Genomic DNA, 26,894 nt, shown 5'->3' on the forward strand with positions numbered 1-26,894 from the left:
TCCACTTTTTACTGCGGCAAAATTAGCATATTTTCTTTATTTCAAAAATTATAGATTATTTTGTGCACTCAATCTTACACTTTGCACACAAAGATCAATATTCTCTTTATCATAAACCCCATCTCCGGTGGGAGAGGGAAACGGCGTATCCCCGATTTTATAGATAAATATTTAAATAAGGAAAAGTTTAGTCCAAATTTCGTTTTTAGTGAATATGTGGGGCATGCCAGCGAATTGGCAGATGAAGCGGCTACCAAAAACTTTGATGTAATTGTTGCTGCGGGTGGCGATGGTACCATAAATGAAGTGGCTACAAAAGTATTAAAGCACCAGAAAATTTTAGGAATTTTGCCGCTGGGATCAGGTAATGGCCTTGCCCGCTTTCTGAATATTTCCAAAAACTTAAGGTATGCACTTTCCATCATCAATGATTTTAAGATCGATAAAATTGATACAGCCGAGTTTAATAAAAAATGTTTTTTCAACCTGGCCGGAATGGGATTTGATGCTCACCTGAGTGCTGTTTTTTCGAAGGATAAAAAACGCGGGTTATCAGGCTATGTAAAATTGGGCTTTAAGGAGGTTTTTAATTATAAGCCGCAACTTTATCAGCTGGATATTGATGGTAAAACTTATAGCCGGAAAGCCTTTGCTATTAGTATTGCCAATTCATCTCAATATGGAAATGATGTGTACATCGCACCAAATGCATCGGTAAAAGATGGATTACTGGATGTTTGCATTATTAAACCTTTCCCCATAATAAAATTACCATTATTGGGTTATGTAATGTTAAATGGTAAAGCCGAAACATCTGATATGATCGAGATTATTAAAGGGAAAAACATTAAAATCATAAGAGAAATGTCCGGTGCGGTGCATGTTGATGGGGAGCCTTTACAGATGGGCGCTGAGATTGAAGCGGTGGTGAATCCACTCTCTTTAAAAGTGATCGTTCCGTAGTTAAGTTTGGAGCTTGGCGGTTAGAGTTGCGGGTTAATTAACCGATTAAAACAATTAACCATCTATCATCATCCATTTTACATCTCCCATATTACATTTAAAACCATGAAATCGAAGAAAAATAGTTTAAGCGACCTTGGCGGAATTATGTATTCTACCAATCCGGAGTTCGAATACGAAGAAGAAGTTGATAATACCGTTACTTTGCCAAACAATCAGCAGGATTTAAGGGTGATGCTGGATAAAAAGAATCGTGGAGGTAAGGCCGTAACGTTAATTACTGGTTTTCGAGGGCGTTCAGAAGATTTAGAAGTGTTGGGCAAAATGCTGAAGACCAAATGTGGTGTAGGTGGTTCTGTTAAAGATGGTGAAATCATGATCCAGGGTGATGTGCGCGATAAAGTGATGGGTATTCTGCAAAAGGATGGTTATAAGGTGAAAAAGGCCGGGGGATAATAGTTGTCATCCTGAGGGATAATTTATGATATAAAAATCAATATGATTGACGTTTTTTCCTTCGCACAATTCTTGCCTCGGCTCACCGCCGCCGAAGGGCTCTTACTTTTTGGCATCAAAAAGTAACAAAAAATGCCGGCTGAAAATTTTTCTTTTAAAGCCAGTGTTATGGCTAGAACAGTGCAGTCCGAAAAATTTATTAGGCCGGTTTTAAGTAGAACGGTGATACGGTGCTATGGCCTAGCTATACGGAAATGCATGATGCCGCATTCTGCTCATTAATAGGTAATTACAAAATAACGTCAATGGTAGTGAAACGAAGGATCTTTCTATTCGGGGTAAATTCTTATGCATTAGTCTTCGACTCCGCTCAGACTGACAGATGTTGATTGGTTTACCCTCATTAACCACACTCCCCATATAAATCCTGCTCCAAACCTATTCTTTACTAATTCAGCTCAATCAGATCCTGTTTTAATGTTTCTTAACCAGATTTTTTGCAAGATGTTTATGAAAAATTAAACTCATGAAAAAAATAATTTACTTCTTTCTCTTTTGTTTGCCGCTACTCTGTTTTAGTCAGGAGAAAAATGATATTTTCTTAAGTGAAGCCAATGGTAACCCAACGTATTATAGGATTTCCAGACCGAATTCAGACTGTCCTGTGTTGCTACGGGTTGATGAAAAAACTAAATGGATTTCATTCAGTAATCATGAATCGGGCGATACGCTGAAAAATAATGTTTTCCTTGGAGAGGCAAAAACGATTCATCTGGAGATGAGGATTCACAAAGACAGCCTAAGATATTATAGGTATTCTGTCATAAAGAATGATAGTGTTTATCTCGTGGATGATGCTATTCCGCGTAAGATAAATTTTAAATGGCCCAAAGGCAGTGATTTTCCAGAATACTTTACAATGAGTTTAGGCGATTATAATGTTGTTGGAAAAAAGATTGTGGTTAAAATATACAAACTGCCCCAGAAATTTAAAGTTAACACAATTGTAATTTACAATCAGCCTCTTTTGCTTCCTAAAGTGTTGACTAAGAGTTTATTTTTAGAATCAATAAATACAAAGGGACTATCCGTTAGTGAAATCACCAAAATGATGATAAAAAGAGGGCGGGAATCATTTTTCCTCAAACGGCAACCTCTAAATGACGGCGAAACTATTACTATAAGTGATAGTATAAAACTAATGTCGATCGGTATAGAGAATACAGGTGTTAATTTTATTTACAAGGTTAAAATAACCCGATACGGTAGTGATTACCCTGAAGAAACTGTTTTAACAACCAGCGATTGGGATAATTCTTATATATCAGTTGATGCTGAATATTTTAAGAAACCTGGAAATTATATGGTTACTATTGCTCCTGAACTTAGGTCTTTGGACATTCCACGCGGTGCATCCCTAACATTGCCGCTAACCTCATTTAACTTTATTGTTATTGATAAGAGGGCAAAACTTTTTACTGCCAAAGAGTTATTCCTCATTAGCATTATTATTGGTGGCTTTGTCGGACTTATATCTGTGTTAATTCTTAACAATAGAAAAAAAAGAGCAGCTACGCAACTTGCTCAGAAATCCCAGGAAAAAGAAATCGCAAAACTCCAGTTGGAATCCGTTCGCTCACAGTTAAACCCCCATTTTTTGTTCAATGCGTTAGCGGGCATACAGAACCTAATGAACAAAAATGAAGTCGACAATGCCAATCGTTACCTCACTAAATTTGCCCGCCTTACCAGGAATGTTTTAGATCATAAAGACCTCATCAGTTTAACAGCAGAAAAAATGTTATTAGATGATTATCTGCAGATGGAGCAGTTGCGCTTTGGCTTTCAGTATAATATTAGTGCTTCACCAGATCTGGATGTGGAGAATATTGAAATTCCGGCCATGCTTTTACAGCCTTTTTTGGAAAATGCGGTTAAATACGGTGTGGCCGAAAAAGGAAGTAATGGTCAGATTGAAATTAATTTCATCAAAGTTGACGCTGACCTAATACTAAGTATAACCGATAACGGAACTGGTTTCGATACTGCAAAAAATTACGACGGTTTGGGCTTGGCACTAAGCAAAAACCGGATATCTTTACTGAATTCAATTTATAAAGAAACTCTATTTATGCTCGATATCCAGTCAGGTGGCAACGGTACTACCGTTAAAATTACACTTACCCAATGGTTATAAAATGCGGACAATTTTAGTAGACGACGAAGCTGCCAATCTGGAAAATTTAAAGATTTTACTGGCTAAATATTGCCCAGAGATCAAAGTAGTGGTTTGCTCTACCACGATAGAAGAGGCTTTTGCACAGGTTAAACTGCATCATCCCGATTTGCTTTTCCTGGATATCCAGATGGGTAAAACAACAGGTTTTGACTTGTTGAAGCAGCTTACAGAGAAAACTTTTGAGGTGGTTTTTGTAACTGCTTATGATCATTATGGCATCCAGGCCGTAAAGTTTGCGGCTTTAGATTATCTGCTCAAGCCGGTTGATCCCGAAGAGCTGAAAGCTGCAGTTGAGAAGGCCAAAATCAGGATCAAAAACAAAATCGATGGCGACCAGCTCAATTTTTTGCTGAGCCAGATTAAAAAAAGTGAGGCAACTATTCCTAAAATAGCGCTGCCGCAACAACATGAAATCCGATACGTCTCTGTTGATGATATTGTGCGCTGCGTAGCCGATAATACGTATACGTTTTTCTTTTTAAGCAACGGTGATAAAATCCTGATCTCGAAACCGTTGAAAGAATATGCAGATCTGCTTAAACCGCAAGGCTTTGTGCGGGCGCACCAAAGTCATCTGGTGAATCCCAAATTTGTAAAAAGCTGGTTAAAAGAGGACGGAGGAACGCTATTGATGACCAATGGCGATAAAATCCCGGTTTCTAAACCGAACAGGGAAATGGTGAAAGAAGTATTGGGGAAATGACATTTCAAACCTCGCAGGTTTCAAAAACCTGCGAGGTTTAGACATTACCTTACATTTTTGTACTTTTGCGGCTATGTCAGTTATTAAACCCTCACTACCAAAAGGTACCCGCGATTTTTCTCCCATAGAAATGGTAAAACGCAACTTTATTTACGATACCATTAAAACGGTTTTCAGAAAATATGGTTATGCTGAGATTCAGACACCAAGTTTCGAAAACCTGTCTACCCTGACCGGAAAGTACGGCGATGAAGGCGATAAACTGATTTTTAAAATATTAAATAGCGGCGACTTAATAGATCAGAAACTCATAAATCAATTTTCTGAGTTAGCAAATGCTCTAAATGAAGAAAATTGGACTGTAAAAAAGGACGATGATAAAGAGACTGTTACTTATGTGTTTAAAGGTAAAAAAGAAGATTTTTTTACTAGCATATTTGGGTTTGGAGAATTCGATAAATCAAGCGCTTTATATAAGAAAAGTAATAAAGAACTTATTAATAGGGTTTCTGAAAAAGCATTACGGTACGATTTAACTGTACCTTTTGCCCGTTACGTGGTGATGCACCAGCACGAAATTACTTTACCTTTTAAGCGTTTCCAGGTACAGCCGGTATGGCGCGCCGATCGTCCGCAAAAAGGCAGGTACCGTGAATTTTACCAGTGCGATGTGGATGTAGTGGGTTCGGAAAGTTTATTGAACGAAGCCGAGTTTATTCTGATCTACAACGAAGCTTTGAGCAAATTGGGCTTAAAGGATTTCACCATCAAAATTAATAACCGCAAAATTCTATCAGGTATTGCCGAAATTATCGGTAAGCCGGATTTAATTATCGATATGACGGTGGCCATTGATAAACTGGATAAAATCGGCCTAGATGGTGTAAGTAAAGAATTGTTAGAACGGGGTTTTACAGAACAGGATTTAGAAAAACTCCGTCCTGTAATTTTGTTAGAAGGTTTTAATGAGGAGAAACTGGCCAGCCTGAAAGAAGTTTTAGCTGAATCTGAAACCGGTTTAAAAGGTATTGAAGAAATAGAACAGGTTTTTGATTATGTAGAAAGCCTTATTGCTTATGGTTTACCTTTAACTGCGAAATTAGAATTAGACATTACTTTAGCCCGTGGATTAAATTATTATACGGGTTGTATTTTCGAAGTTAAAACCAACGAAGTGGCCATGGGCAGCATTGGTGGCGGTGGCAGATATGATGATTTAACCGGTATGTTTGGCTTAAAAGGCTTAACAGGCGTAGGTGTTTCTTTTGGGGCAGACCGCATTTATGATGTACTGGAAGAACTTAATCTTTTTCCAGCATCAGCAGAAGTGGGAACGAAAGTTTTGATCAGTAATTTCGATGAAACAGCGGAAAAATATGCCCTGCCGATTGTTCAGCAGCTAAGGAATGCAGGGATTTCTGCAGAATTATATCCGAGTTCTGCGAAACTGAAAAAACAAATGGCTTATGCTGATGCCAAGAACATTCCATATGTGATTCTAATTGGTGGAGATGAAATGGCCAGCGGAGAATTGACACTAAAAGATATGCAAAGCGGCGAACAGAAAAAACTGACTGTTTTGGGGATACTGGAGTTGTTGAAATAATACTCATTTTCTACTGAAGAGAAAATCCGTCATTGCGAGAAGGCTTTTTCAACCGACGAAGCAATCTTTATGATAGAATCACTTAGCATAAATGATTGCTTCGTCGTTCCTCCTCGCAATGACGAGTGCTGGATTATCGGCCAACCCGCAATAAAACCGGAAAATGCACATCCTTTTCTGCGTCATCACCCCAGGCTTCTTTTAGTTCGGTAAGCATGTATTCTAATGGATTGCGTTCGTTAGCTTTTTTATAATGTTGTAATGCAGACCAGGTATTCAAATAACCGATTAACTGTTTAAAATTCCAGGTGGTTTTGATCTGAAAATGTGGTGCAATAATTTCTTCAAAAGGAAATGGAATGGTTTTGTAACCTTCTTCAATATAACGGCGTTCATTATCCCAGTATTTTCCCAAAATATCTTCATATAGCTTATGGACTGCTACATCTACTTTTTTATCAATAACCATTAAACCGTAACCTATTACCGCGAAAAGACCATCTGGTTTTAGTGTTCTTTTTACTTCCCCATAAAATGCTTCGAAATTAAACCAATGGATGGCCTGCGCCACCGTAATTAAATCGAAACTATTATTCTCCACCGAGATTTGTTCTGCTGGTTCTAATTTATAAGTGATGTTGGGCAGCTGTAAAGCATTTTTTAACTGATTCTCGCTAATGTCTGTGGCATAGACCTCATTAAAGTGCTGTGCCAATACCCGTGCAACCTGGCCATTTCCTGTAGCACAATCCCATGCTGTTTCCTTATTTTTTACCAGGGCAAACAAATAATCATATAACGCTTGTGGATAAGTGGGCCGGTAAATGGCATAATCGGCAGATTGAGTTGAAAAATTATCTTTCATTGTTATAATGATTGAATGTTGAACGATGAAGGAGTGAATGGGTAAGGGCGGATATGACTTCGCGCTTTCTTATAAAATTATTATATTTTTGATAAACAAGTGTTATTAATTTAAGTTTCATATTCGGCAATTACTCATTCAAATTCTCTAAAGCAATCTATTGCTCATTTATTAAATAAGTCTACACCATGGAAAAAGCAGTACCAAAAGACGAAATTAAGGATGTAGAATACCGGTTAAAATCTATATTTGGTGGTTCGGTCGGGAACCTGGTTGAATGGTACGACTGGTACACCTATTCTGCTTTTGCATTATATTTTTCTCCTGCCTTTTTCCCGAACAGCAATCCCACGGCACAATTGTTAAACACGGCTGGAATTTTCGCGGTAGGGTTTTTAATGCGCCCTATTGGTGGCTGGTTATTTGGAAGTATTGCCGATAAACTGGGCAGAAAACGTTCCATGACACTTTCTGTGCTGATTATGGCTATAGGGTCTTTAATTATCGGTTTAACTCCTGGCTACAAAAGGATCGGCATCGCTGCTCCGTTATTGCTCGTTATTGCCAGATTGATTCAGGGTTTGAGTACCGGCGGCGAATATGGAACGTCCGCTACCTATCTGAGCGAAATGGCCACCAAAAAACACCGTGGATTTTATTCAAGCTTTCAATATGTAACACTTATCGGCGGACAATTATTGGCTTTAGGTATCCAGCTGATTCTGCAGAACTGGCTGCTTAGTCCTGAAGAATTACATGCCTGGGGTTGGCGGATCCCCTTTTTTATAGGCGCTGCCCTCTCGTTTTTTGCACTGTATCTGCGCAGGCATATTGATGAAACGGCTGTTTTTAAAAGTAAGAATACCGAAGGCAAAAAAGGCGGAATGGCTGTGCTGTTAAAGTATCCGAAAGAGGTTTTTACCGTAGTGGGCCTAACATTGGGCGGAACCATCGCTTTTTATACCTTTAGTACCTATATGCAAAAGTTTCTCGTAAACACGGTTCAGCTGAGTAAAGAAACTTCTACAACTTTATCCTTCGTTTCGTTGTTGGTTTTTGCCATTATGCAGCCTTTATTCGGCTTGCTGTCTGATAAAATCGGGAGAAAGCCGCTCTTAATCGGGTTTGGGATATTGGGTACATTATGTACCTATCCCATTTTAACGGGCGTAGCCAGCGAGACCAACACTACCATTATCTTTTTATTAATGATTGGTGCGTTAATTATCGTCAGCGGGTATACGAGTATCAATGCGGTAGTGAAAGCTGAATTATTCCCCGCTGAAATCAGGGCTTTGGGTGTGGGTTTACCTTATGCTTTAACCGTTGCTGTTTTCGGTGGAACGGCAGAATATTTTGCACTCTGGTTTAAAAATATCGGTCATGAAACTTATTTTTATTGGTATGTAACCGGATGTATTTTAATCTCCCTGATCTTATACACTACCATGAAAGATACCAAACACCACTCGAAGATTGAGGATTAGACTTCAGTTCTTTTTTATATGCGATCGTCGCCCTGATCCGATAGCCATCGAATTTATCCCAAATGGTCCTCGTTTGTAACGGGGATTATTGAGATCTGCAATTATAACGCAGATAAAAAAAGGTGGCGATTAAATCGCCATTATCCTTCATCCGCGTTACAAACGCGGAAGAAACACTTTTACTGATAAGCATCTTCGTTAATCTATGCCTCTGTAGCAAACTTATGCCGCTCCTGTTTGGTTGGTAAATTATCGACAAACAACATATTCAATTTTTATATATTTACCATTATGCAAAACCTACCTCCTTTAGCCGAACGTATGCGCCCTCAAAACCTAAATGAATATGTTGGCCAGCAGCATTTGGTAGGAGAGGGTGCCGTATTGCGCAAAGCGATTGAAAGTGGCCAGCTGCCATCCATGATTTTCTGGGGGCCGCCCGGAGTTGGTAAAACCACATTGGCCTATATTATTTCGCAAGCTTTAGACAGGCCTTTTTTTAATTTGAGTGCCATAAACAGCGGCGTGAAAGATATCCGTGAGGTGATTGACCGTGCCGCGCAGTTAAAAGATAGCTTTTTGGGTTTGCCTATTTTGTTTATTGATGAGATTCACCGTTTCAGTAAGTCGCAGCAAGATAGTTTGTTGGGAGCTGTAGAGCGGGGCCTGGTTACTTTGATCGGCGCCACGACAGAAAATCCATCTTTCGAAGTTATTTCCGCTTTACTTTCCCGTTGTCAGGTTTACATTTTAAAATCACTTACTGAAGAGGAATTGGTGGGCTTATTGCAAACAGCCATTAAAAAAGACACTGTTCTTATAGAGAAGAAAATTTCGATTAAAGAACATGAGGCTTTAATCCGTTTATCAGGTGGTGATGCAAGGAAATTATTAAACGTACTCGAAATTGCCATCAATGGTATAGGCGGCGATAAAATTGTGCTCACCAATGAGAATGTTCTGGCTCATGCTCAACAGAACCTGGCACTTTATGATAAAGCCGGAGAACAGCATTACGATATCATTTCGGCATTCATTAAATCAATCCGTGGCAGCGACCCGAATGCGGCAGTTTATTGGTTGGCCAGGATGATAGAAGGTGGAGAAGATCCATTGTTCATCGCCCGCAGGTTGTTGATTTTATCTTCAGAAGATATCGGAAATGCCAATCCAAATGCACTGTTATTGGCGAATAATTGTTTCACGGCTGTCAATGTAATCGGCTATCCGGAGGCACGGATTATTTTATCGCAATGTGTAACCTATCTGGCCAGTTCGCCAAAAAGTAATGCCGCTTACGAAGCCATTAATAAGGCACAAGCTTTGGTTAAGCAAACGGGTAATCTGCCTGTGCCGTTACACATCCGCAATGCACCTACCAAACTGATGAAAAATATCGGCTATGGTAAAGATTACCAATATTCGCATGGATATGAAGGTAATTTTTCGCCACAGGAATACTTTCCTGAAGAATTAAGCGGCACAAAACTCTACGATCCGGGTAAAAACCCCGCAGAAGATAAACTGCGCGAAAAGCTTAGGCAAAACTGGAAAGACAAATACAAATATTAGTGTAACATTTTGTACCTAATGTATACTAATAGATAAACTGACTAAAATCAAACACCTAAACTAAATATGCTGAGTACTTTTTTAAGCCATCAAAGAAAATCTTTCTGGCGTTCGCGGAACCGGGGCAGCAGTATTGCCGGCCAGATTGTTTTGGGTTTCTTTATGCTGTACTTTTTTACGCTGGCACTAGGAGCCGGACTAGGTATGTCTCATTTATTGACCTACTTTTTTCCAAATCAGGATGTAGTTAAAAGTTTCAACGGCATCATTCTTTATTATTTCGCATTCGATTTTATCATGCGTCTGCAGTTTCAGGAGCTCCCGACCTTAAGCATCATCCCTTATTTGCATTTAAGGATTTCCAGAAGCCAGATCATTAGGTTTTTAAATGTAAAAGCATTGTTTTCGGCATTTAACCTTTGGCCGTTTTTTATTTTTCTGCCCTTCTGTTTTATTAAAATAGCCCCCACACTAGGTGTCGTTACCACCATTATGTATATGGTTTCGATATTTTCAATGATGGTTTTTAACAATTACCTAGTGTTATACATTAAGCGAAAGTCCATTACCAATACACTTTATACCTTTATCGGATTGGTGATCATTGCAGCATTTGCCGCTTTGGAATATTATAAGGTTATTTCAATTATGGCCGGCTCCGATTTTGTGTTCCGTGCCATTGCTGCCCATCCTTATTATGCGTTCGCATTTACCTTTGCGGCGATAGCTATATTTTATTTCAACTCCGGTTTCCTGCGTAAAAACCTTTACGTGGAAGAGTTAAGCAGTAAACAAGAGAAAAAGGGCAGTACCGATTATGCTTTCCTTAACCGCTTTGGAAAAGTCGGCGAGCTGGCTGCTTTAGAGTTAAAATTAATTCTCCGTCATAAACGTCCACGCTCTGCAGTGATTATGGGCTTCTTTTTTCTTTTTTATGGGTTTATTTTTTATAAGGAAAAAGCAATCAATAGCGATGCTTTTGGCCAGATGATGTTTGGCGCCATATTTATGACGGGTATTTCGATCATTATTTATGGCCAGTTTATGTTTGCCTGGCAAAGTGCCCACTTTGATGGGATATTGGCCAATAAAATCAATTTTAGAGATTACATAAAGGCCAAATTTTTGCTTTTCACTATTGGTTGTACCATTATTACGGTGTTGGCAAGTTTTTATGGGTTTTTGAGTCCAAAATTATTGCTGCTGCATTTGGCTGCCTATTTTTATAACATCGGGTTTGGAACAGTGGTAGTGCTTTATCTGGCTACCTTAAATTATAAAAGATTAGATATTACCAAAGCCGCAAGTTTTAACTATCAGGGAACCGGTGCTACGCAATGGCTTTTAATGTTCCCTTACGCACTTACACCCATTATCATGTACGTGCCATTTGGCATATTAAATAAACCTTACTGGGGATTAGCCGTGGTAGGTGTATTTGGTTTAGCCATGCTTTTGTTAAGAGGCTTTTGGGTAAATTACATTGCAAAACGACTTGAAAAACAACAATATAAAATAGCCGAAGGCTTTAGAGAATAATTATGATTTTAGAAGTTAAGAAATTACAAAAAGTTTATGGCGATAAAACCGTTGTAAACATCGAAGATCTGCAGATTGCGGCCGGCGAAACCGTTGGTTTAGTAGGGAATAACGGTGCAGGTAAAACTACTTTCTTTAGGATGCTTTTAGATCTTATCCGCCCAACTTCAGGGGAGGTTTTATCCAAAGGCGAAAATGTAATGCAAAACGATAACTGGAAAAATTATACCGCATCTTTTTTGGATGAAGGTTTCCTGATCGATTATTTAACACCTGAAGAGTATTTTATTTTTATCGGAAGTTTACACAATTTAAGTGTTGCCGATGTTTCTGCATACCTTAACCAATATGGTGAGTTTTTTAATGGTGAAATCCTGAACAGTGGGAAATACATTCGCGATTTCAGTAAAGGAAACCAGGTAAAAGTAGGTATTGCTGCTGCCTTGATGCAAAAGCCTGAAATATTGATTTTGGATGAACCTTTTGCCAACCTTGATCCAACCACCCAGATCCGTTTGAAGAACTTGTTAAAGGCACAGGCGGGTAACATGACAACTTTTATCTCTAGTCACGATTTAAACCACGTTACCGATGTGTGTAATCGCATCGTGTTGGTAGAAAAAGGGCAGGTAATTAAAGATTTTAAAACAGACGAAAACACGTTAAAAGAACTGGAGAGTTATTTCTCCGCTTAGTTTTGTACTAAGATTGATACAATGTATGCCAAGGGTCCTGATTTATCAGGACTCTTTTTTTGTGAAAAGAATTGCGGTTTATCAGGGGTAGTGGTAAAAATGTATTGAAAACCGAGCGTTATATATTTTTGGCATTGTGTTTGAATATATTGGTGGAAATTATAAATCTAGCATATCATGAGTATTTCAAAAGTAAGAATAGCCACATTAAGTATAGGATTAGCCGTAGGATCGATGGCATTCCAAAGTTGTGATAGTTTAACTAAAACACAAAAAGGTGCTGGTATTGGCGCAGCGGCCGGCGGTGTAGTTGGCGCATTAATCGGTAAAAAGGCAGGTAATACAGCAGTTGGTGCTTTAATCGGTGGGGCAATAGGTGGTACAGCCGGAGCTTTTATTGGCCGTAGAATGGACAGACAGGCTGCTGAAATCCAAAAAGCTATTCCTAATGCAGAAGTGATCCGTGAGGGTGAGGGTATCATTGTAAAATTTGATAGTGGTATTTTGTTCGATTTTGATAAAACTGCTTTAAAAGACGCAGCGAAAACCAATATTCAGAGTTTAGCTTCTTCGTTAAACCAATACCCTGATACAGATATCAAAATTATCGGCCATACCGATAGCCGTGGTACCGAACAATATAACATGGGGCTTTCAGAAAGAAGAGCGGCTGCAGTTAAAGCTTATGCCGTTTCTCAAGGTGTTCCATCTTCACGATTAGTTACCATTGGTAAAGGTTTTTCTGAGCCAATTGCAGATAACAGCACTGATGCAGGACGTGCAGCTAACCGTCGTGTAGAAATTGTAATTGTTGCAAATGATGCCTTAAAATCTACCGCACAAAAACAAGGTTAATATCACAAATTCCCTCTACCTATGAGGTCAATATATATTCACCCCAGTGTACCAACACTGGGGTTTTTTGTGGTGTCTGATGTTACCATCTGACACTGGACAATACTTTTCTTTGGTTTTTGGAAAGCAGGTTCCTGTGTTTATAGGTTGCGGTAATCCCGCCATTCGCTTTATCCCGACTTTACGTCGGGATGCTCGCTACTGTCGGGTTTAGTTAATATTGGTTTTTTGCTTCGATGCTACCCTCCTGCAATCCTAAATAGTTGTACCAACAAAATGTTCTTAAACGGGACTAAAGCGGCATCCTCCGATCTGATTTTTCATCAGCATCGGAGATATAGCGAAAAGCCCGACTGACATTAAAAAATGTAGATGGCCTTGCTTTCCAAGTTTTAAATAAGCTTGTTCCGGATGGTAAAATCCAGCACCAAGATGCATGCTGCGCAGTCGGATGTTAGCTTTTGGTTGAATAAAATAGTGTCAGATAGAAATATCTGACAGCACGGAGAAATAAATATAAATTTGTGTCGGATGGGAACATCCAACACCACTATAAATTAATCTGCAGGATAAATATCCTCAAAATAACTTACGATCAAGGATTTCATCAACATCTCCTGCTCTAACATGGTGTAGGGCGGAATGGCTTTAATTAATTTCCAGTGTGGCCAGCCATCCTGGTCTAAGCCCTCGAGTTCATAAAATCCCATTTCGCTTAATAAACGACAGGTGGCAATATGCATCAGTTCTTCTTTCTGGCGCTTACTGTATTTTTTTGGACCTTTGCCCAGTTCCTGAACGCCAATTAGAAAAAGCATCACCTTTAAATCAGGAAAATCTGATTCAAATTCGATTGAAATCCTTTCCTGTAAAACTTTCCACTTGGCATTAATCTCCGATGGCTTCATAAGCGCAAAGATAGTGCAAAAACGTGTAAGCCTTAAGTAAAACGTTTAGGCTTTTTAACACAGGAGCTTGAATGGTAACGGTATTTTTGGTTACATTTATAACCTATGGATACAAATAGCAACAAAACAATTAATGCGGGTTTATTAGCTTATGGCATGTCGGGTAAAGTGTTTCATGCCCCTTTTTTGCAGGCACACAGTGGCTTTAACTTAAGGGCTGTAGTAGAACGCAGCCATAAAAACGCAGTAAATGATTATCCGGCTATTACAAGCTACAATAGTGTTGAGGAACTATTAAATGATGACGAAATAGAACTGGTGGTAGTTAATACCCCAAACAATCTTCATTACGAACATGCAAAAGCGGCTTTAACTAAACACAAACATATTTTGGTAGAGAAGCCTTTCACTGCAACAACCGCACAGGCACAAGAGCTATTTGAACTGGCTGATAGCGTAGGCAAACAAATCTTTTTTTACCAGAACCGCCGCTGGGACAGCGATTTTACATCCGTACGTAAGGTGATAGCAAGTGGTAAACTGGGTAAGCTGGTCGAAATGCATTTACGTTACGATCGTTACCGCAACGTAATCGGGCCAAAGAAATTTAAAGAGAACCCCGTTGAGGCCAGCGGACTCCTATATGATTTAGGTCCTCATCTTTTAGATCAGGTAATCAGCCTGTTTGGCAAACCTTTAAATTACCATAAAATTTTGGGTAAAAACAGGGAAGGTACTTTGGTAGATGATTACTTTTCAATTCAACTGACTTACCCTGATAGCCTGTATGTTTTTGTTACTTCGAGCATGTTGGTGGTAAACCCACAGCCAGGATTTGTTTTACATGGCGTAAACGGCAGCTTCATTAAACACAGAACCGATATTCAGGAAGAACAGTTGCTGGCAGGCAAGAAATTAACTGATCCGGGTTATGGTATTGAGCCTGCAGATAAAGATGGTTTATTAACGACCATTGATACTGATGGAAAGAAAACCGAGGAGAACATTCCATCGGAGGTAGGGAGTTATCTACCACTTTTCGAAGCCATTTATCAGGGGATAATCAATAATAAACCCTACCCTGTAACAAGAGCGGACGTTTTAACGCAAATTGAAATTATAGAAAGTCCGGTAACAGCATAATCCTGATCATGAATTCTCTCCCTTTTATATACCTGATTCCAATTTTTCTGATTGCCCTGTATTTAATCCTGAAGAAAAAAAAGATAGCGGTAACGCCTCTAACAGATGTAGACAAGAAAATACTGGATGATTATGTGGGTTATTACCATAATCTTGACTCGACAGATAAACTTAGGTTTGAAGAAAAGGTAGCTACGTTTTTTAGTACGGTTAAAATCGAACCGGTTGGTTTAGAAATGACCACATTAGATGAATTGCTGATTGCTTCTAGTGCAGTAATCCCTATTTTTGGTTTTGACGATTGGCAATACAAAAACCTAACCAGCGTTTTGCTGTATCCGGATACGTTTAATAAGGATTTTCAGTTTGATAGTGGCGAAAGAAATATTATGGGCATGGTGGGCACAGGTTATATGAACGGACAGATGATTTTATCGCGTTCGGCATTACGCCATGGTTTTTCTAAAAGTGCAGGCAAGGAAAATACTGCCATACACGAATTTGTTCATCTTTTGGATAAATCTGATGGGGCAACAGACGGTGTTCCTGAAAATTTACTGGCACATGAGTACACTTTACCCTGGATTAAAATGATGCATGAGGAAATGGAAAAAATTGAAGATAATAAGTCGGATATTAATCCTTACGCCATCACCAACCAGGCAGAATTTTTTGCGGTGGTATCAGAATATTTCTTCGAAAAACCCGAGCAGCTAAAAGATAAACACCCTGAATTGTATTTTCAGTTAAGTCGCATTTTTGCCCAGCAACCTGCCGGATAGTTTGATCAATAAAAAAGATGAAAATAATATTCACTTTACTCTTCAGTTTAACTTCGCTCGTTGTATGCGCGCAAAAAACCTATGTGCTTAAGCAGAATTATCCGACAGGTAACAAGTATGATTTTTCGTTTGTTTCAGATCAGATTATCAACCAAAAAATTACCGGGAAAAGCATTAATTCCACACAAACCATCGGCACAGATTACATTTTTGATATTACTGAGGGACATAATGGCGATAAAGACCTAAAGGTAACCTACAACAGGCTGTATATGAAGTCGAATGCGATGGGAAATGCCATGACATTAAGCTCCGATGATCAGGATAGCACAAAAAAGAATCCTTTTAGCGGTTTGAAAGGGGCGTCATTTTATATGACGATCAGCCCAAGCGGTACGATTAAAACTGTTGCTGGCATCGATCAGATGTTGGATAATATGGCAATAAGGATGACTAACGATACCAGCCAGGTTAAGCAGATTAAAAATGCACTGAGTAAACAGTTTAGCAATGAAATTGTGAAGCAAACAATGGAATCGTCATTTAAAATTTATCCTGATAAGGCAGTTAAAATAGGCGATAGCTGGACCGTTGACACTAAAATGCAAATGAGTATGCCTATTGAAACGATTACGCAATACACGCTGAAAGAAGTGAAAGACGGCATTGCCATCCTCAGTGTAAAAGGGACATTGGTTTCAAAAGGCAATTTTGAAGCAATGGGGAACAAAATGGAAACAGATTTACAAGGAACCAATTCCGGAGAGACCTCTTTAGATATCAAAACCGGTATTGTGTTGGACAGCCACCTGCGTGTGGAGTTGTATGGAAAGATGAAATCGATGGGGCAGGATATCGATTTTGAAATGCAGGGTATTAATAAAATTACCGGGAAAGAGATTAATTAATTTATTCAGACCTTACAGGTTTTAAAAACCTATAAGGTCTTTAGAACTAAAGGCTACCCGTTAAAGCCACCAAAAACTCTGTAGGAATCTCAATGTGCGGTATATGCCCACAAGCATCAAACTCAATAATTTTAGCGCCGATAATTTTGGCTGCGGTTTGCTTCCCTAAGAACTTATATTGCCCGTGTAAAGCTTGCTGATCTGGTGTAAGTAAGCTTTTTCCCACAATGGTTTTGTCTTCCTTACCGATGAATAGAACAGTGGGCACTTTTAAATTCTGAAATTCATATACCACAGGTTGCTCATAAATCATCGTGTAAGTCAATGCGGCAACTTTCGCCCAGCGTGGGTAGTCTGCGCTATTGGTAACTCCGCCGGCAATGCTGACCAAATATTCGTATTCTGGTTTCCAGTAAGTAAAATAAGAACCCTGATAATGTTTTCTAACACTTTCTGCTGTAGTTTTAAGCTCGGTTTGATATTGTTGTGCTGTAGTAATGTAGGGGATAAAAGTTTTATAATCCTCTAATCCGATCGGATTTTCAAGTAAAAGCTTTTCTGTTCTTTCAGGATACATTAGAGCGAAACGGGTAGCCAGCATACCGCCCATACTATGTCCTAAAACTACGGTTTTTTGGACGCCCAGCGTATCTAAAAGTCTTTTGTTCCAGGTAGCCATTTGATGGAAACTGTAATGGATAAATGCTTTTGATGATTTGCCGAAGCCAATCTGATCAGGAACAATTACCCGATAGCCGATATTAGTGAGGGCTTTGATGACGTTGGTCCAATAGTAGCCGCCAAAATTTTTTCCATGAAAAAGGATAGCTGTTTTGCCATTGGCATTTGAAGTGGGGGCAACATCCATATAAGCCATTTTAATATCCTGTCCTTCCGTATTGATCGGGAAATATTTAACCGGATAGGGATATTTTACATTATCCAATGTGATGGACAATGTATCTGTTTTTTGTGCTTTGAGCTGGCCAAAAACGAATAAAAAGATAGCAAATAAAATGAAAAACTTCTTCACAGGTCTGGTTTTGATCTAAAAACTAAACTAATTGGCAAAAGTTAAACTTTTGCCAATTAGTTAGCTTAAAAATCATGCCTTTTTTACATGACCGATGAATAGATGTGTAAGCTCTATGCGTTTCGAATTAATCTTTAAGCATCTGTTTCAAATATTTTACAGGCATCTGAACTTTGGTTTCATCTGATAAACTTCCTGAAATTTTGTTGATATTAACTTTGTTTATCGTGATTTCAGACTTTTCAAATGTTTTAACAGTCAAGTTTTCGACGCTTTTGTTTTCCTCTTCCTCCGCGCCCTCAATGTTAGCGGTTGAATTTTTGCAGATAATATTTAAGTTCTTGTAATTGTTGTTTCCCGAATAGAATCCCGTACTATCCAAGTTAATGGTTAATTTCTTAATTTCAGTTTGGTTAATTACCCTCGTAATTTTTCCATCTGTACTAAATGTGACTGGTGAGCCAAACGTTAGTTGGCCTGAATTTTTGACATTTATATCCAGACTGTCGGTTTTTGCCGTTAAAACAGTACTGGCAGCTTTATTCAGGTTTAGTTTATTAATATGTGGGCTGTAAACTAATATCACAAGGCTATTGCGATGGTTGCCTGACCTGTTAAGCTTATCGCTAAAGTTAATTTGTAGCATCCCAGCCTTGTTAATAGCGAAAGCGATGTCATTTTTTAGATCCATAGGTATTTTAACCCCTGATTGTGTGCTTTTTATAAAGTGTAATTCTAAGTATATTCTTTTTGCATCAGGAATATCCACTATTGAGAAAGGTGTTTTAAGAGGGATGGAAATCCTTTCTTTACTCATCCTTTCAAAGGGTTCTTCATTTATCTCTTGCTCTTCTACAAAATTATCACTTGTTCTGGTGCGGTAATTCATTTTGACATTTACGGCCATAACAATTATCGGAATAATAATCAGCAGCGCTGCAAGTGCGATGAGTAATTTATTACTTGTTTTCATGATTTTAAGCGTTAAAGTTTTCTTTTACAAACGTTTTATATTGGTTTTCAAGTTCATCAAAACCGATGTTAAGCAGGTAAATATTCCTGAACACTACAGGTAACTCATCTGCTATAAATTGTTGCTTTCGGTAGCTTTTTACCTGTTCAGTTGCAGCTTCATCTACAAAAAAGCCTATTCCTCTTTTATTTTTAATGATGTTTTTGTTTTGAAGCAACTCATAGGTGCGCATGACCGTATTGGGGTTTACTTCCATTTCTACAGCCAGTTCCCTTACCGAGGGAACTTTCTCGTCGGCTTTCCATTTTCCTAACAGAATATGCTCACAAACATACTCTGCTATTTGAAGGTATATCGCCTTATTATCTCTAAATTCCATATCTATACCTTTTTAATTAAACTTCTTTTTCTTTAAGGCGAACATAAGTGATTAACCATATAATTAAGCTGAGCGCAACGGATGACCAGAAAAAGATTTTAAAAACAAAATCCTTTTCTAAATAATCTACAGCATATACGCGCGTTTTACCTTCGGTCATCAAATTTCCAAACTTGATGGTTAAGAAAATGATAAATGAAAATAGCGCTGTTACCGATAATGCGGTTTTGATGTAATGAAATCGGTTAAAATATATTGAACCTAACAAGAAAATACTTGAAAAGAAGAAGGGAAGCGCAAAGAAAAATTTAAATTCTCTTTCCGAAGTTAAATCATCAAACAATGTGCTAAAAGAAACTGCGGTTAGCTTACCCGTATTGTAGTTTGTAGCTTTATTATGCTGCCATAACTCATTGAAATAATTTAAAAAAATTGCATCAACTATGTAAAAAATAAGCAGATAACTGATGAGGCTAAGAATGGTCGAGAAGAGAATTGCACAAATAAATTTTTCGGTAACGGAGGCTGGTGTCATTAATTCCATAATGGCCTTTGGTTTTTGACCGAAAGCATTAAAATAGGTACTGGCAACAATGGTTAAGAACAGGAAACCGATAGCCATAAAAGTAGGTAGTCGAAAACCCAGCTGAACATGACCATGATCGTCCCATCTATAAAGTGACCGGTTTAAATCGGGGATGTTAAAAAAATAAAAGGCAATTATAATTCCGGTTAGTACCACCAGACTCATTAGGTAAATTTTTCCAAATTCCAGCCATTGTCTTTTAAGCAATAAGCCAAATCGATTGATATTAAATGTGTTGTTCATCGCTTAACTGAATAAAGGTTTAAATTTGATTTTTTCTGCAAGTATGGCATTGAAAAGAAGCTCCATATCTAATTTGCTTTCTTCCTGGTGGTAATTCGGCATTACGGCATTGTAACCAGAAAGGGATGGCTCAGCATAAAAGATGCTGTCATCAATTTCCTTTACTTTTTTAAAGGTCAGTTTTTCCGTAATTTCTTCTACGGTAGCTTTAAGGGCAATGTCATTCTCATCAAGCATAATTACGGTGTCAATCAGGTTATCTAAATCCCTTACCTGGTGGGTAGATATGATGATGCAACGCTCATCCGTCATGGCTGATGCCATAATTTTCCTGAACTGCGCCTTTGATGGAATATCCAAACCATTGGTAGGCTCATCCATAATGACCAGTTTGGCCTGTGTAGCCAATCCAAAAGCAATAATTACTTTTTTCTTTTGGCCATAACTCATATTGATGAGTTTCTGTTCAACCGGGATATCAAATTCCTTGATCAGATCATTGAAATAACCATAATCGAAGTTTTTGTAGAAAGGAGCATTGGCTTTTAGGTAGGTGCCAATTTTTACCGAAGGCAGGTAAAATTCTTCTGGTATAAAACAGATCTGTTCCAATAGTGCGGGCTGCCTTTTTGCCGGATCGTAACCCATCACATCCAGGGTGCCACCCTGTGCGTACACCAAACCTGCAAGATTTTTTAATAAAGTTGATTTGCCGGCACCATTTTTACCCAGCAAACCGTAAATATGGCCATTGCTTAACCGCATGCTCATATTTTTAAATAATGGCTTATGCTTATTATAGCCAAAATTAAGATTGTTAATATTGATCATACCTACTGTATTAGTTAAATAATACACCAAAGTATGATATAATTTTGTTATCTCCAAATTTTTGAAGAAAAAGTTTAGTGCTGATCGGATGGCGTTTTCATGCGGTGCGTCCTACGCTAAACGCCAAACGCTAGGCGCCTTTCCCTAGGGCTCCGCCATTGAACGGTAAAATATCGGTCTAATCATTCCCGCATTAAAACATCCTTCATGCTCAGATTGTATGTTTGTAGTACATCAATGTTGTATGGATAAAAAATGGGCATATCTGCTTGGTCGATTAGCAATCGGTTTAAGTTTTTTCGGACATGGGTTGGTTCGCTTACCAAAACTTGCCGGTTTTAGCCATTGGATGGTTGGACAATTTTCTAGATCATATTTGCCCGATGCACTCGTTGTTCCCTTTAGTTATATTTTGCCGTTTGCAGAATTGATAGCAGGACTGATGATTTTAATGGGTTTATTTACCAGGCAAGGGCTGTTATTGGCAGGAGCAGTTTCATTGATGTTGATTTTCGGAACTACCCTCATTGAAAACTGGGAAGCGCTGCCTTCGCAACTTATTCATGTGGCGTTTTTATCCGTACTACTCGTTTACTTACCGTATAATAGTTATGCGGTTGATCAAATCATTAAAAAATAATTATGGAATACAGAAAAATTGGAAATTCAGATTTAGAACTATCAGTAATCACATTTGGCGCATGGGCCGCTGGGGGCTGGATGTGGGGAAGCACAGACAGAAACGATGCAATTAATGCCATTAAAGCCAGTTATGATTTAGGGGTTACTTCAATTGATACTGCACCCATTTATGGTCAGGGAGATAGTGAAGAAATTGTAGGTGATGCCATAAAAGGCATTTCACGCGATAAACTGCAAGTGGTAACTAAATTCGGGATGCGTTGGGATTTAACCAAAGGCGATTTTGGTTTTAAGAGTAAAAACAATAATGGCGCAGCCATTGATATTTATAAATATGCCGGAAAAGAAAGTGTAATTTATGAGTGCGAACAATCTTTAAAGCGTTTGGGTACCGATTATATAGATCTTTACCAGATCCACTGGCCAGACTCTACTACCCCGATCAGCGAAACTTTCGAAGCGGTGAGCAGGTTAATTGAGCAGGGTAAGGTTCGCTATGCAGGGGTGTGCAATTATGATGTAGCGCAATTAAAAGAGGCAGATCAGACCCTGGAAATTATTTCCAACCAGATTCCATTTAGCATGGTAAACCGTGGTGTTGAAGAGGAAACGGTTCCATATTGCATCGAAAATAATAAATCTGTTTTGGCATACAGCCCAATGGAGCGCGGTTTATTAACCGGGAAAATGACCGCTGATTATAAGTTTGAAGAGGGCGATCACCGTCAGGGAAATAAATTTTTCTCACCTGAAAGTATCGAAAAAACGAATGCATTTCTGGCCAAAATAAAGCCGTTGGCCGATGAAAAAAATGCGACCTTATCTCAATTGGTTTTGCGTTGGACGATTGAACGCCCGGGTATTACCATCGCGTTAGTTGGTGCAAGAAATGAAAAACAGGCTGTACAAAACGCAAAAGCGGTAAACGTAAAATTAAACGCTGAAGAAATTCAGTTCATTAATACCGAATTAGAGAAAGCTGGTTTTTAACTTCAACCCCAAAGAAAAGAAGGAATACGCAAAGGACACAGAGGTTAATGCTTTTGATTTCTTCGCAAGAAAACTTTGAGTCCTTTGCGGTTAAACAAAACAAGATATGTCGAAATTATTTTCTCCTTTTACCATAAAGGATGTAACCTTAAAAAATAGAATTGTGATTTCGCCGATGTGCCAATATTCTGCTGTTGATGGCTTTGCCAACGATTGGCATTTGGTACATTTAGGGAGCCGAGCCGTTGGCGGTGCCGGATTGATTATTCAGGAAGCTTCTGCGGTTACTGCCGATGGAAGAATTACTTATGCCGATTTAGGCATTTGGAAAGATGAACATGTAGAAAAACTGAAGCAGATTGTCTCCTTTATTCATGATCATGGTGCTGTTGCAGGAATCCAATTGGCGCATGCCGGCAGAAAAGCCAGCTGTGAGGTACCGTGGGATGGTGGTGAGCAAATTGCTGCCGGTGAAAATAGCTGGAAACCGGTTGGGCCTTCGCCAATTCCGTTTAAATCCGGCCAGGTGGAGCCACACGAATTAAGCATTTCAGAAATTCAGGATATTGTTTTTGCTTTCAGGGCAGCTGCAAAACGTGCACTTGATGCGGGCTATAAAGTTGTAGAAATACATGCCGCACATGGTTATTTATTGCACCAGTTTTTCAGTCCGCTGAGCAATAAACGTACAGATGTTTACGGCGGAAGTTTCGAAAACCGCATCCGTTTGGTTATAGATGTGGTTGAAGCCGTACAATCGGTATGGCCAGATAAGCTGCCGTTATTCGTCCGAATTTCGGCAACGGATTGGACAGAGGGCGGCTGGAATGAAAATGATTCTTTGCAGTTGGCTGCGGTGTTAAAAGATCGTGGCGTGGATTTAATTGATACTTCATCTGGTGGAAATGTACCTGATGCCTTTATCCCAGCCGGACCAAATTATCAGGTTCCTTTTGCTGATAAAATCAGGAATGAGATCGGTATTTACACCGGTGCAGTTGGGGTGATTGTTGAAGCCCGCCAGGCCGAAGAGATTTTGGAACAGGGAAAAGCCGATTTGATATTTATTGCGCGTGAATCATTACGTGATCCTTATTTCCCAACGCATGCTGCACAGGTTCTGGGAGATGACGTGGAATGGCCAAATCAGTATGTGAGGGCGAAAAGGGAAAAGTTTAAGAAGTAGTTTGAGGTGGCAATACTCTCCCTCAAGTTACCGTTATTTCGGGCGGAGTGACGATTCATCTTAAATGTGATAAATAAAAGCGGAGTGATCTCATCGATCAACTCCGCTTTTTGTCTTTAGTGATGATTATCTACTTAGCCACTGTAAAAGGAATATACAATCCGAAAGTAATGTTTCTACCAGGGTTGTAAACACCTAAATTAAGGTTTTCCGAATCTAAACGGCCCGGTTTTAATCTGCTCAGTGCATCGTAATACTTATGATCTAACAAGTTATTTGCAGAAATTGAAAGTTTAACTGGTTGTTTGCCCAGGTTAAAAGTTGCTCCTATGCCTGCGTTTAATAAAGTATAACCGCTGGTTGGCGTTTCAAAAACTTCATCTACACGGGTTTGTTTAAATGCTGAGTTAATTCCTACAGAAAGGTATGCATCATTTGTACCTTTAAGTTTGGGTTCAAAACGCAATTCATTTCTCAATGTTCCGGCAGGTATGAAAGCCAGTGGCCTATCTAAGCTATTGTTGTGTGCATGAACATAGCCAAAAGTATTTTCAAAATGGATAAACGGAACAGGGTGGATGGTTAAGCTGGCTTCAGCTCCATAAAGATTGGCATTTACCTGGCCATAACGGTAAACCGGATAATTACTACCTTCAGCATCTATTCTTTCTCCATTTGTGGATGCATAAATAAAGTTGTGTACATAATTATTGTATACACTTGCGCTGGCACTTACAATTTTTCCTTCATATTCTAAAGCGGCATCTACCTGGTAACTGCGTTCCGGGCTTAAATTAGGATTGCCTATTTCATAACGGAATGTTCCTTCATGTACACCATTTGAAGCTAATTCAGCGGGATTTGGCGCACGGAAAGCAGAACCTGCATTGGCTTTAAAGTTTAATTCTTCATTAAATTGATGAGTAAAACCTAATGCACCACTCACGTTAGAAAATTTATTCTCAAAAGGTGCAAACTGTTCTTCATTATCTACAAATAATTGTTTTCCGTTATTCTTTCTGTAATCATAACGCGCACCAATACTAAAAGTGCTATTATCCCAGTTTTTCTTGGCATAAGCAAAAACGCCAACACCATAAGTGTCATAATCCGGGATTAAAAACTCATCATTTGCCTTGTTTTCGCTGTGACCTGCATCAGCGCTTACGCCAAATACAGGTTGCCATCCGTTTGTTTCATGGATGTAGTATTTTAAATCAGCATTATAAGTTTTAAGATCGAAAAATAGTGATGGATCCGGGCCGTCTTCCAGTTCGCGGCGTTGGTTTTGTTGATAGCCAAAATCAGCCTTTAAGTTGCCGTTACCGATAATGAAATTGTTGTTTAGGGCGATTTTGAAGTGTCTGATGTCCTGGCGTGGATATTCTAAGCTACGGCTTTTATAGTCATCGTTAGTGAAAGCACTACCGTCTTCTCTTACAAAATTCCCGTTGTCATCTAAATGAGGATCATAAAAACCAATGTTATTGTGAAAATTGGAAACATTTAAATGAGTATAACCCCAGCTTTTGTTTAAACCGATCATTCCGCTTAAATCTGTTTCGTTAAAACCCGAATTAGGGAAATAACCTGTAGGTGTTTTAAAAGAATAAGCATTTTTATAGGTTCCACGGGCTCTCCAAACAAAGCCGTTTTCGTTACCATTCAACATTAATGAGTTGGCGGTAAGTCCGTTGTTGGTAGCGTAGTTGGTGATGAATTCTCCTTTTATCTGTCCTTCAGGAGCCGTAGTCGGCTCTAACAGATTAATTACGCCTCCAAGCGCATCAGAACCGTACATTAGCGAGGCGGCGCCACGTAAGATCTCCACGCGGTCTGATTTAAACTGGTCAATTTCGATACCGTGTTCGTCGCCCCATTGCTGGCCCTGTTGTTTAATACCGTCATCTAAAGTTACAATTCTGTTATAACCTAATCCTCTAATTACTGGTTTGGAAATAGATGGGCCGGTAGTGATCTGCGATACACCAGGTACTTTAGCCAATGCATCGATTAAGTTGGTGGAAGGCTGCAATAACTGATCCTTGCCTACTATGGCTGATGAAGCACTATTTCGCTTACTTGTGCTGCTGATTAAACTTCCGGTAATTACGATTTCCTTAGTTTCTATGGCGGTGGGTTGTAAGGCAAATTCCAACCCGGCTGCGTTGGCAAGGTTGACAACTTGTACAGCCGTTTTATAGCCCACATAATGTACCTCAATTAGGTAGCTTCCTTTAGCGGGCAGGTTATTTAATGTGAATTCTCCATCGTTGTTGGTTACTGACGAAACCTTTAAATCAGGAATAAAAATAGTAGCACCTGGTAATGTCTGTTTTGTACTGGCATCAATAACCTTACCTTTTATATCTTTAAGTAGTGTAGCAAAAGCGGTATTGCTTAATAATGTATATAGAATTACTAAGCCAATAAGCTGTAATTTTTTCATGTGTTGTGTGTAAATAAAATGAACGAAACGCCAAAACAATAGCTTAAATGAAGCCGGTTTTAGTTTATCGGATAAATAATTTGACTAGTGCGAATGCGCTATAAGAAAAAATTAAGCGAAAGGGGGGCCACGTAAACAAGTGCGCTTTACTTCGGTAAAGGCATTCTTGAATGTGGGTTCGGTACGGTTGAAAATTTTGGCTGATAAAAAGATTCTGTAAATGTGATGCGTTTGCACATAGTTTTTTTCAAAACTTGCGTTACAGATCAAACAGGTATCGCCATGGGCCTGAACATGACTAACATGTTTGCAATTAACTTCCTTTTCAACCACAGGAAGTGGATTATGATGGTGAAGTACACTCCATGGAGTTAAAGCAATAGCAAATACGATCAGCATGAATACTGATAAATATTGATGAATGTTTTGTCTATGCTTTTTCAACGGGTCAAAAATAATAATTCCGAAGCAATTAAATGTATTTGAACGGTAAGATTGTTTTTACATGTTTTTTGACTAGATATTTGATCATTGGTTTAATGTAATTATCTATTTTCCAGTGTGGTAATAAGTTTGATGCGGTAAAGGTGAGATTTTTCAAAAAGTAATATTTTAGTGATTTTGCCATCAGTCGATTGAGTTGGACAGCGCTTAACACAATGTTTTGTATTTACGGCTGATGTTTTGAAAAATTATTTTGTAGGTTAAAGGCATGTATATTTATAACCTGAGTTCGATTAATCAAAATGCGAAAATCTGAGATGATTGTTTAGTCTGATAATTAATAGCTGGCTTTTTAGGAAAGAATGAGTATGCGATTAGGCCTGCTATAATATTTGAGATAAAATTAGCGAATGACCT

Annotated in this window: 25 protein-coding genes and 1 pseudogene; 16 read left to right on the forward strand and 10 right to left on the reverse strand. The window is 38.8% G+C overall.

The window, feature by feature from the left end:
• Positions 1–81: 81 nt before the first annotated feature.
• The 5 genes from BM107_RS12295 (at position 82) to hisS (ending at position 5,967) form a co-directional block, all read left to right on the forward strand.
• Positions 82–963, forward strand: a complete 882-nt coding sequence (locus tag BM107_RS12295) for a diacylglycerol/lipid kinase family protein (RefSeq protein WP_244278801.1) — start codon at positions 82–84, stop codon at positions 961–963.
• A gap of 105 nt (positions 964–1,068) precedes the next feature.
• Positions 1,069–1,419 carry a translation initiation factor gene (locus tag BM107_RS12300; protein WP_090983705.1) on the forward strand — a complete coding sequence of 117 codons (351 nt, stop codon included), beginning with the start codon at positions 1,069–1,071 and terminating at the stop codon, positions 1,417–1,419.
• Between the two features lie 526 nt (positions 1,420–1,945).
• Positions 1,946–3,616 (forward strand): sensor histidine kinase, encoded by a 1,671-nt coding sequence (locus BM107_RS12305; protein WP_090983707.1) that lies wholly within the window; start codon positions 1,946–1,948, stop codon positions 3,614–3,616.
• A 1-nt stretch (position 3,617) separates the two neighbouring features.
• Positions 3,618–4,361, forward strand: coding sequence for a LytR/AlgR family response regulator transcription factor (locus BM107_RS12310; RefSeq protein WP_090983709.1), 744 nt, complete (start codon positions 3,618–3,620; stop codon positions 4,359–4,361).
• A gap of 73 nt (positions 4,362–4,434) precedes the next feature.
• Positions 4,435–5,967, forward strand: coding sequence for a histidine--tRNA ligase (gene hisS, locus BM107_RS12315; RefSeq protein ID WP_090983711.1), 1,533 nt, complete (start codon positions 4,435–4,437; stop codon positions 5,965–5,967).
• Between the two features lie 133 nt (positions 5,968–6,100).
• On the opposite strand, the gene BM107_RS12320 is transcribed toward hisS, so the two are convergent.
• Entirely contained in the window at positions 6,101–6,832 is a 732-nt protein-coding gene (locus tag BM107_RS12320; protein ID WP_090983713.1) for a class I SAM-dependent methyltransferase, read from the reverse strand.
• Positions 6,833–7,020: 188 nt separating this feature from the next.
• Here BM107_RS12320 and BM107_RS12325 point away from each other — a divergent pair, with 188 nt between their 5' ends.
• From BM107_RS12325 to BM107_RS12345, 5 genes are all read left to right on the forward strand, one after another.
• On the forward strand, positions 7,021–8,319 hold the full coding sequence (locus BM107_RS12325) for an MFS transporter (RefSeq protein ID WP_090983715.1): 1,299 nt from the start codon (positions 7,021–7,023) through the stop codon (positions 8,317–8,319).
• A gap of 291 nt (positions 8,320–8,610) precedes the next feature.
• Positions 8,611–9,891 carry a replication-associated recombination protein A gene (locus BM107_RS12330; RefSeq protein ID WP_090983717.1) on the forward strand — a complete coding sequence of 427 codons (1,281 nt, stop codon included), beginning with the start codon at positions 8,611–8,613 and terminating at the stop codon, positions 9,889–9,891.
• Between the two features lie 66 nt (positions 9,892–9,957).
• Positions 9,958–11,430 (forward strand): DUF5687 family protein, encoded by a 1,473-nt coding sequence (locus BM107_RS12335; protein ID WP_090983719.1) that lies wholly within the window; start codon positions 9,958–9,960, stop codon positions 11,428–11,430.
• A 2-nt stretch (positions 11,431–11,432) separates the two neighbouring features.
• Positions 11,433–12,125, forward strand: coding sequence for an ABC transporter ATP-binding protein (locus BM107_RS12340; protein WP_090983721.1), 693 nt, complete (start codon positions 11,433–11,435; stop codon positions 12,123–12,125).
• A gap of 177 nt (positions 12,126–12,302) precedes the next feature.
• On the forward strand, positions 12,303–12,980 hold the full coding sequence (locus tag BM107_RS12345; RefSeq protein ID WP_090983723.1) for a YiaD family glycine zipper/OmpA-like lipoprotein: 678 nt from the start codon (positions 12,303–12,305) through the stop codon (positions 12,978–12,980).
• A 557-nt stretch (positions 12,981–13,537) separates the two neighbouring features.
• Here the strand turns inward: BM107_RS12345 and BM107_RS12350 are convergent.
• Positions 13,538–13,888 (reverse strand): hypothetical protein, encoded by a 351-nt coding sequence (locus BM107_RS12350; RefSeq protein ID WP_090983725.1) that lies wholly within the window; start codon positions 13,886–13,888, stop codon positions 13,538–13,540.
• A gap of 105 nt (positions 13,889–13,993) precedes the next feature.
• Here BM107_RS12350 and BM107_RS12355 point away from each other — a divergent pair, with 105 nt between their 5' ends.
• Genes BM107_RS12355 through BM107_RS12365 form a run of 3 tightly spaced genes read left to right on the forward strand, consistent with a single transcriptional unit; the run spans position 13,994 to position 16,721 of the window.
• On the forward strand, positions 13,994–15,031 hold the full coding sequence (locus BM107_RS12355; protein WP_090983727.1) for a Gfo/Idh/MocA family oxidoreductase: 1,038 nt from the start codon (positions 13,994–13,996) through the stop codon (positions 15,029–15,031).
• 8 nt (positions 15,032–15,039) lie between these two features.
• On the forward strand, positions 15,040–15,813 hold the full coding sequence (locus tag BM107_RS12360) for a M90 family metallopeptidase (RefSeq protein WP_090983729.1): 774 nt from the start codon (positions 15,040–15,042) through the stop codon (positions 15,811–15,813).
• Between the two features lie 17 nt (positions 15,814–15,830).
• On the forward strand, positions 15,831–16,721 hold the full coding sequence (locus BM107_RS12365) for a DUF6263 family protein (protein ID WP_090983731.1): 891 nt from the start codon (positions 15,831–15,833) through the stop codon (positions 16,719–16,721).
• Positions 16,722–16,767: 46 nt separating this feature from the next.
• On the opposite strand, the gene BM107_RS12370 is transcribed toward BM107_RS12365, so the two are convergent.
• From BM107_RS12370 to BM107_RS12390, 5 genes are all read right to left on the reverse strand, one after another.
• Complete coding sequence (locus tag BM107_RS12370) at positions 16,768–17,754, reverse strand: alpha/beta fold hydrolase (RefSeq protein ID WP_090983733.1); 987 nt, start codon at positions 17,752–17,754, stop codon at positions 16,768–16,770.
• A 127-nt stretch (positions 17,755–17,881) separates the two neighbouring features.
• Positions 17,882–18,727, reverse strand: a complete 846-nt coding sequence (locus tag BM107_RS12375) for a GIN domain-containing protein (RefSeq protein WP_090983735.1) — start codon at positions 18,725–18,727, stop codon at positions 17,882–17,884.
• Positions 18,728–18,731: 4 nt separating this feature from the next.
• On the reverse strand, positions 18,732–19,106 hold the full coding sequence (locus BM107_RS12380) for a GntR family transcriptional regulator (protein ID WP_090983737.1): 375 nt from the start codon (positions 19,104–19,106) through the stop codon (positions 18,732–18,734).
• Between the two features lie 16 nt (positions 19,107–19,122).
• Positions 19,123–19,935: a hypothetical protein gene (locus BM107_RS12385; protein ID WP_090983739.1), complete on the reverse strand. Its 813-nt coding sequence runs from the start codon at positions 19,933–19,935 to the stop codon at positions 19,123–19,125.
• Positions 19,936–19,938: 3 nt separating this feature from the next.
• Positions 19,939–20,766, reverse strand: a complete 828-nt coding sequence (locus BM107_RS12390; protein ID WP_090983742.1) for an ABC transporter ATP-binding protein — start codon at positions 20,764–20,766, stop codon at positions 19,939–19,941.
• A 244-nt stretch (positions 20,767–21,010) separates the two neighbouring features.
• On the opposite strand from BM107_RS12390, the gene BM107_RS12395 reads away from it, so the two are divergent.
• The 3 genes from BM107_RS12395 (at position 21,011) to namA (ending at position 23,584) form a co-directional block, all read left to right on the forward strand.
• Complete coding sequence (locus BM107_RS12395; protein WP_090983744.1) at positions 21,011–21,406, forward strand: DoxX family protein; 396 nt, start codon at positions 21,011–21,013, stop codon at positions 21,404–21,406.
• 2 nt (positions 21,407–21,408) lie between these two features.
• Positions 21,409–22,398 carry an aldo/keto reductase gene (locus tag BM107_RS12400; protein ID WP_090983746.1) on the forward strand — a complete coding sequence of 330 codons (990 nt, stop codon included), beginning with the start codon at positions 21,409–21,411 and terminating at the stop codon, positions 22,396–22,398.
• A gap of 106 nt (positions 22,399–22,504) precedes the next feature.
• Positions 22,505–23,584, forward strand: coding sequence for an NADPH dehydrogenase NamA (gene namA, locus BM107_RS12405; protein ID WP_090983748.1), 1,080 nt, complete (start codon positions 22,505–22,507; stop codon positions 23,582–23,584).
• A 130-nt stretch (positions 23,585–23,714) separates the two neighbouring features.
• Here namA and BM107_RS12410 read toward each other — a convergent pair whose 3' ends face one another.
• The 3 genes and pseudogenes from BM107_RS12410 to BM107_RS25390 form a co-directional block, all read right to left on the reverse strand.
• Positions 23,715–26,033: a TonB-dependent receptor gene (locus BM107_RS12410; RefSeq protein WP_090983751.1), complete on the reverse strand. Its 2,319-nt coding sequence runs from the start codon at positions 26,031–26,033 to the stop codon at positions 23,715–23,717.
• A 111-nt stretch (positions 26,034–26,144) separates the two neighbouring features.
• Positions 26,145–26,432: a hypothetical protein gene (locus tag BM107_RS12415; RefSeq protein ID WP_090983754.1), complete on the reverse strand. Its 288-nt coding sequence runs from the start codon at positions 26,430–26,432 to the stop codon at positions 26,145–26,147.
• Positions 26,433–26,774: 342 nt separating this feature from the next.
• Positions 26,775–26,894: pseudogene (locus BM107_RS25390) on the reverse strand (IS982 family transposase); the annotation flags it as partial.

The organism is Pedobacter suwonensis, from assembly GCF_900111825.1.
Lineage (GTDB): Bacteria > Bacteroidota > Bacteroidia > Sphingobacteriales > Sphingobacteriaceae > Pedobacter > Pedobacter suwonensis.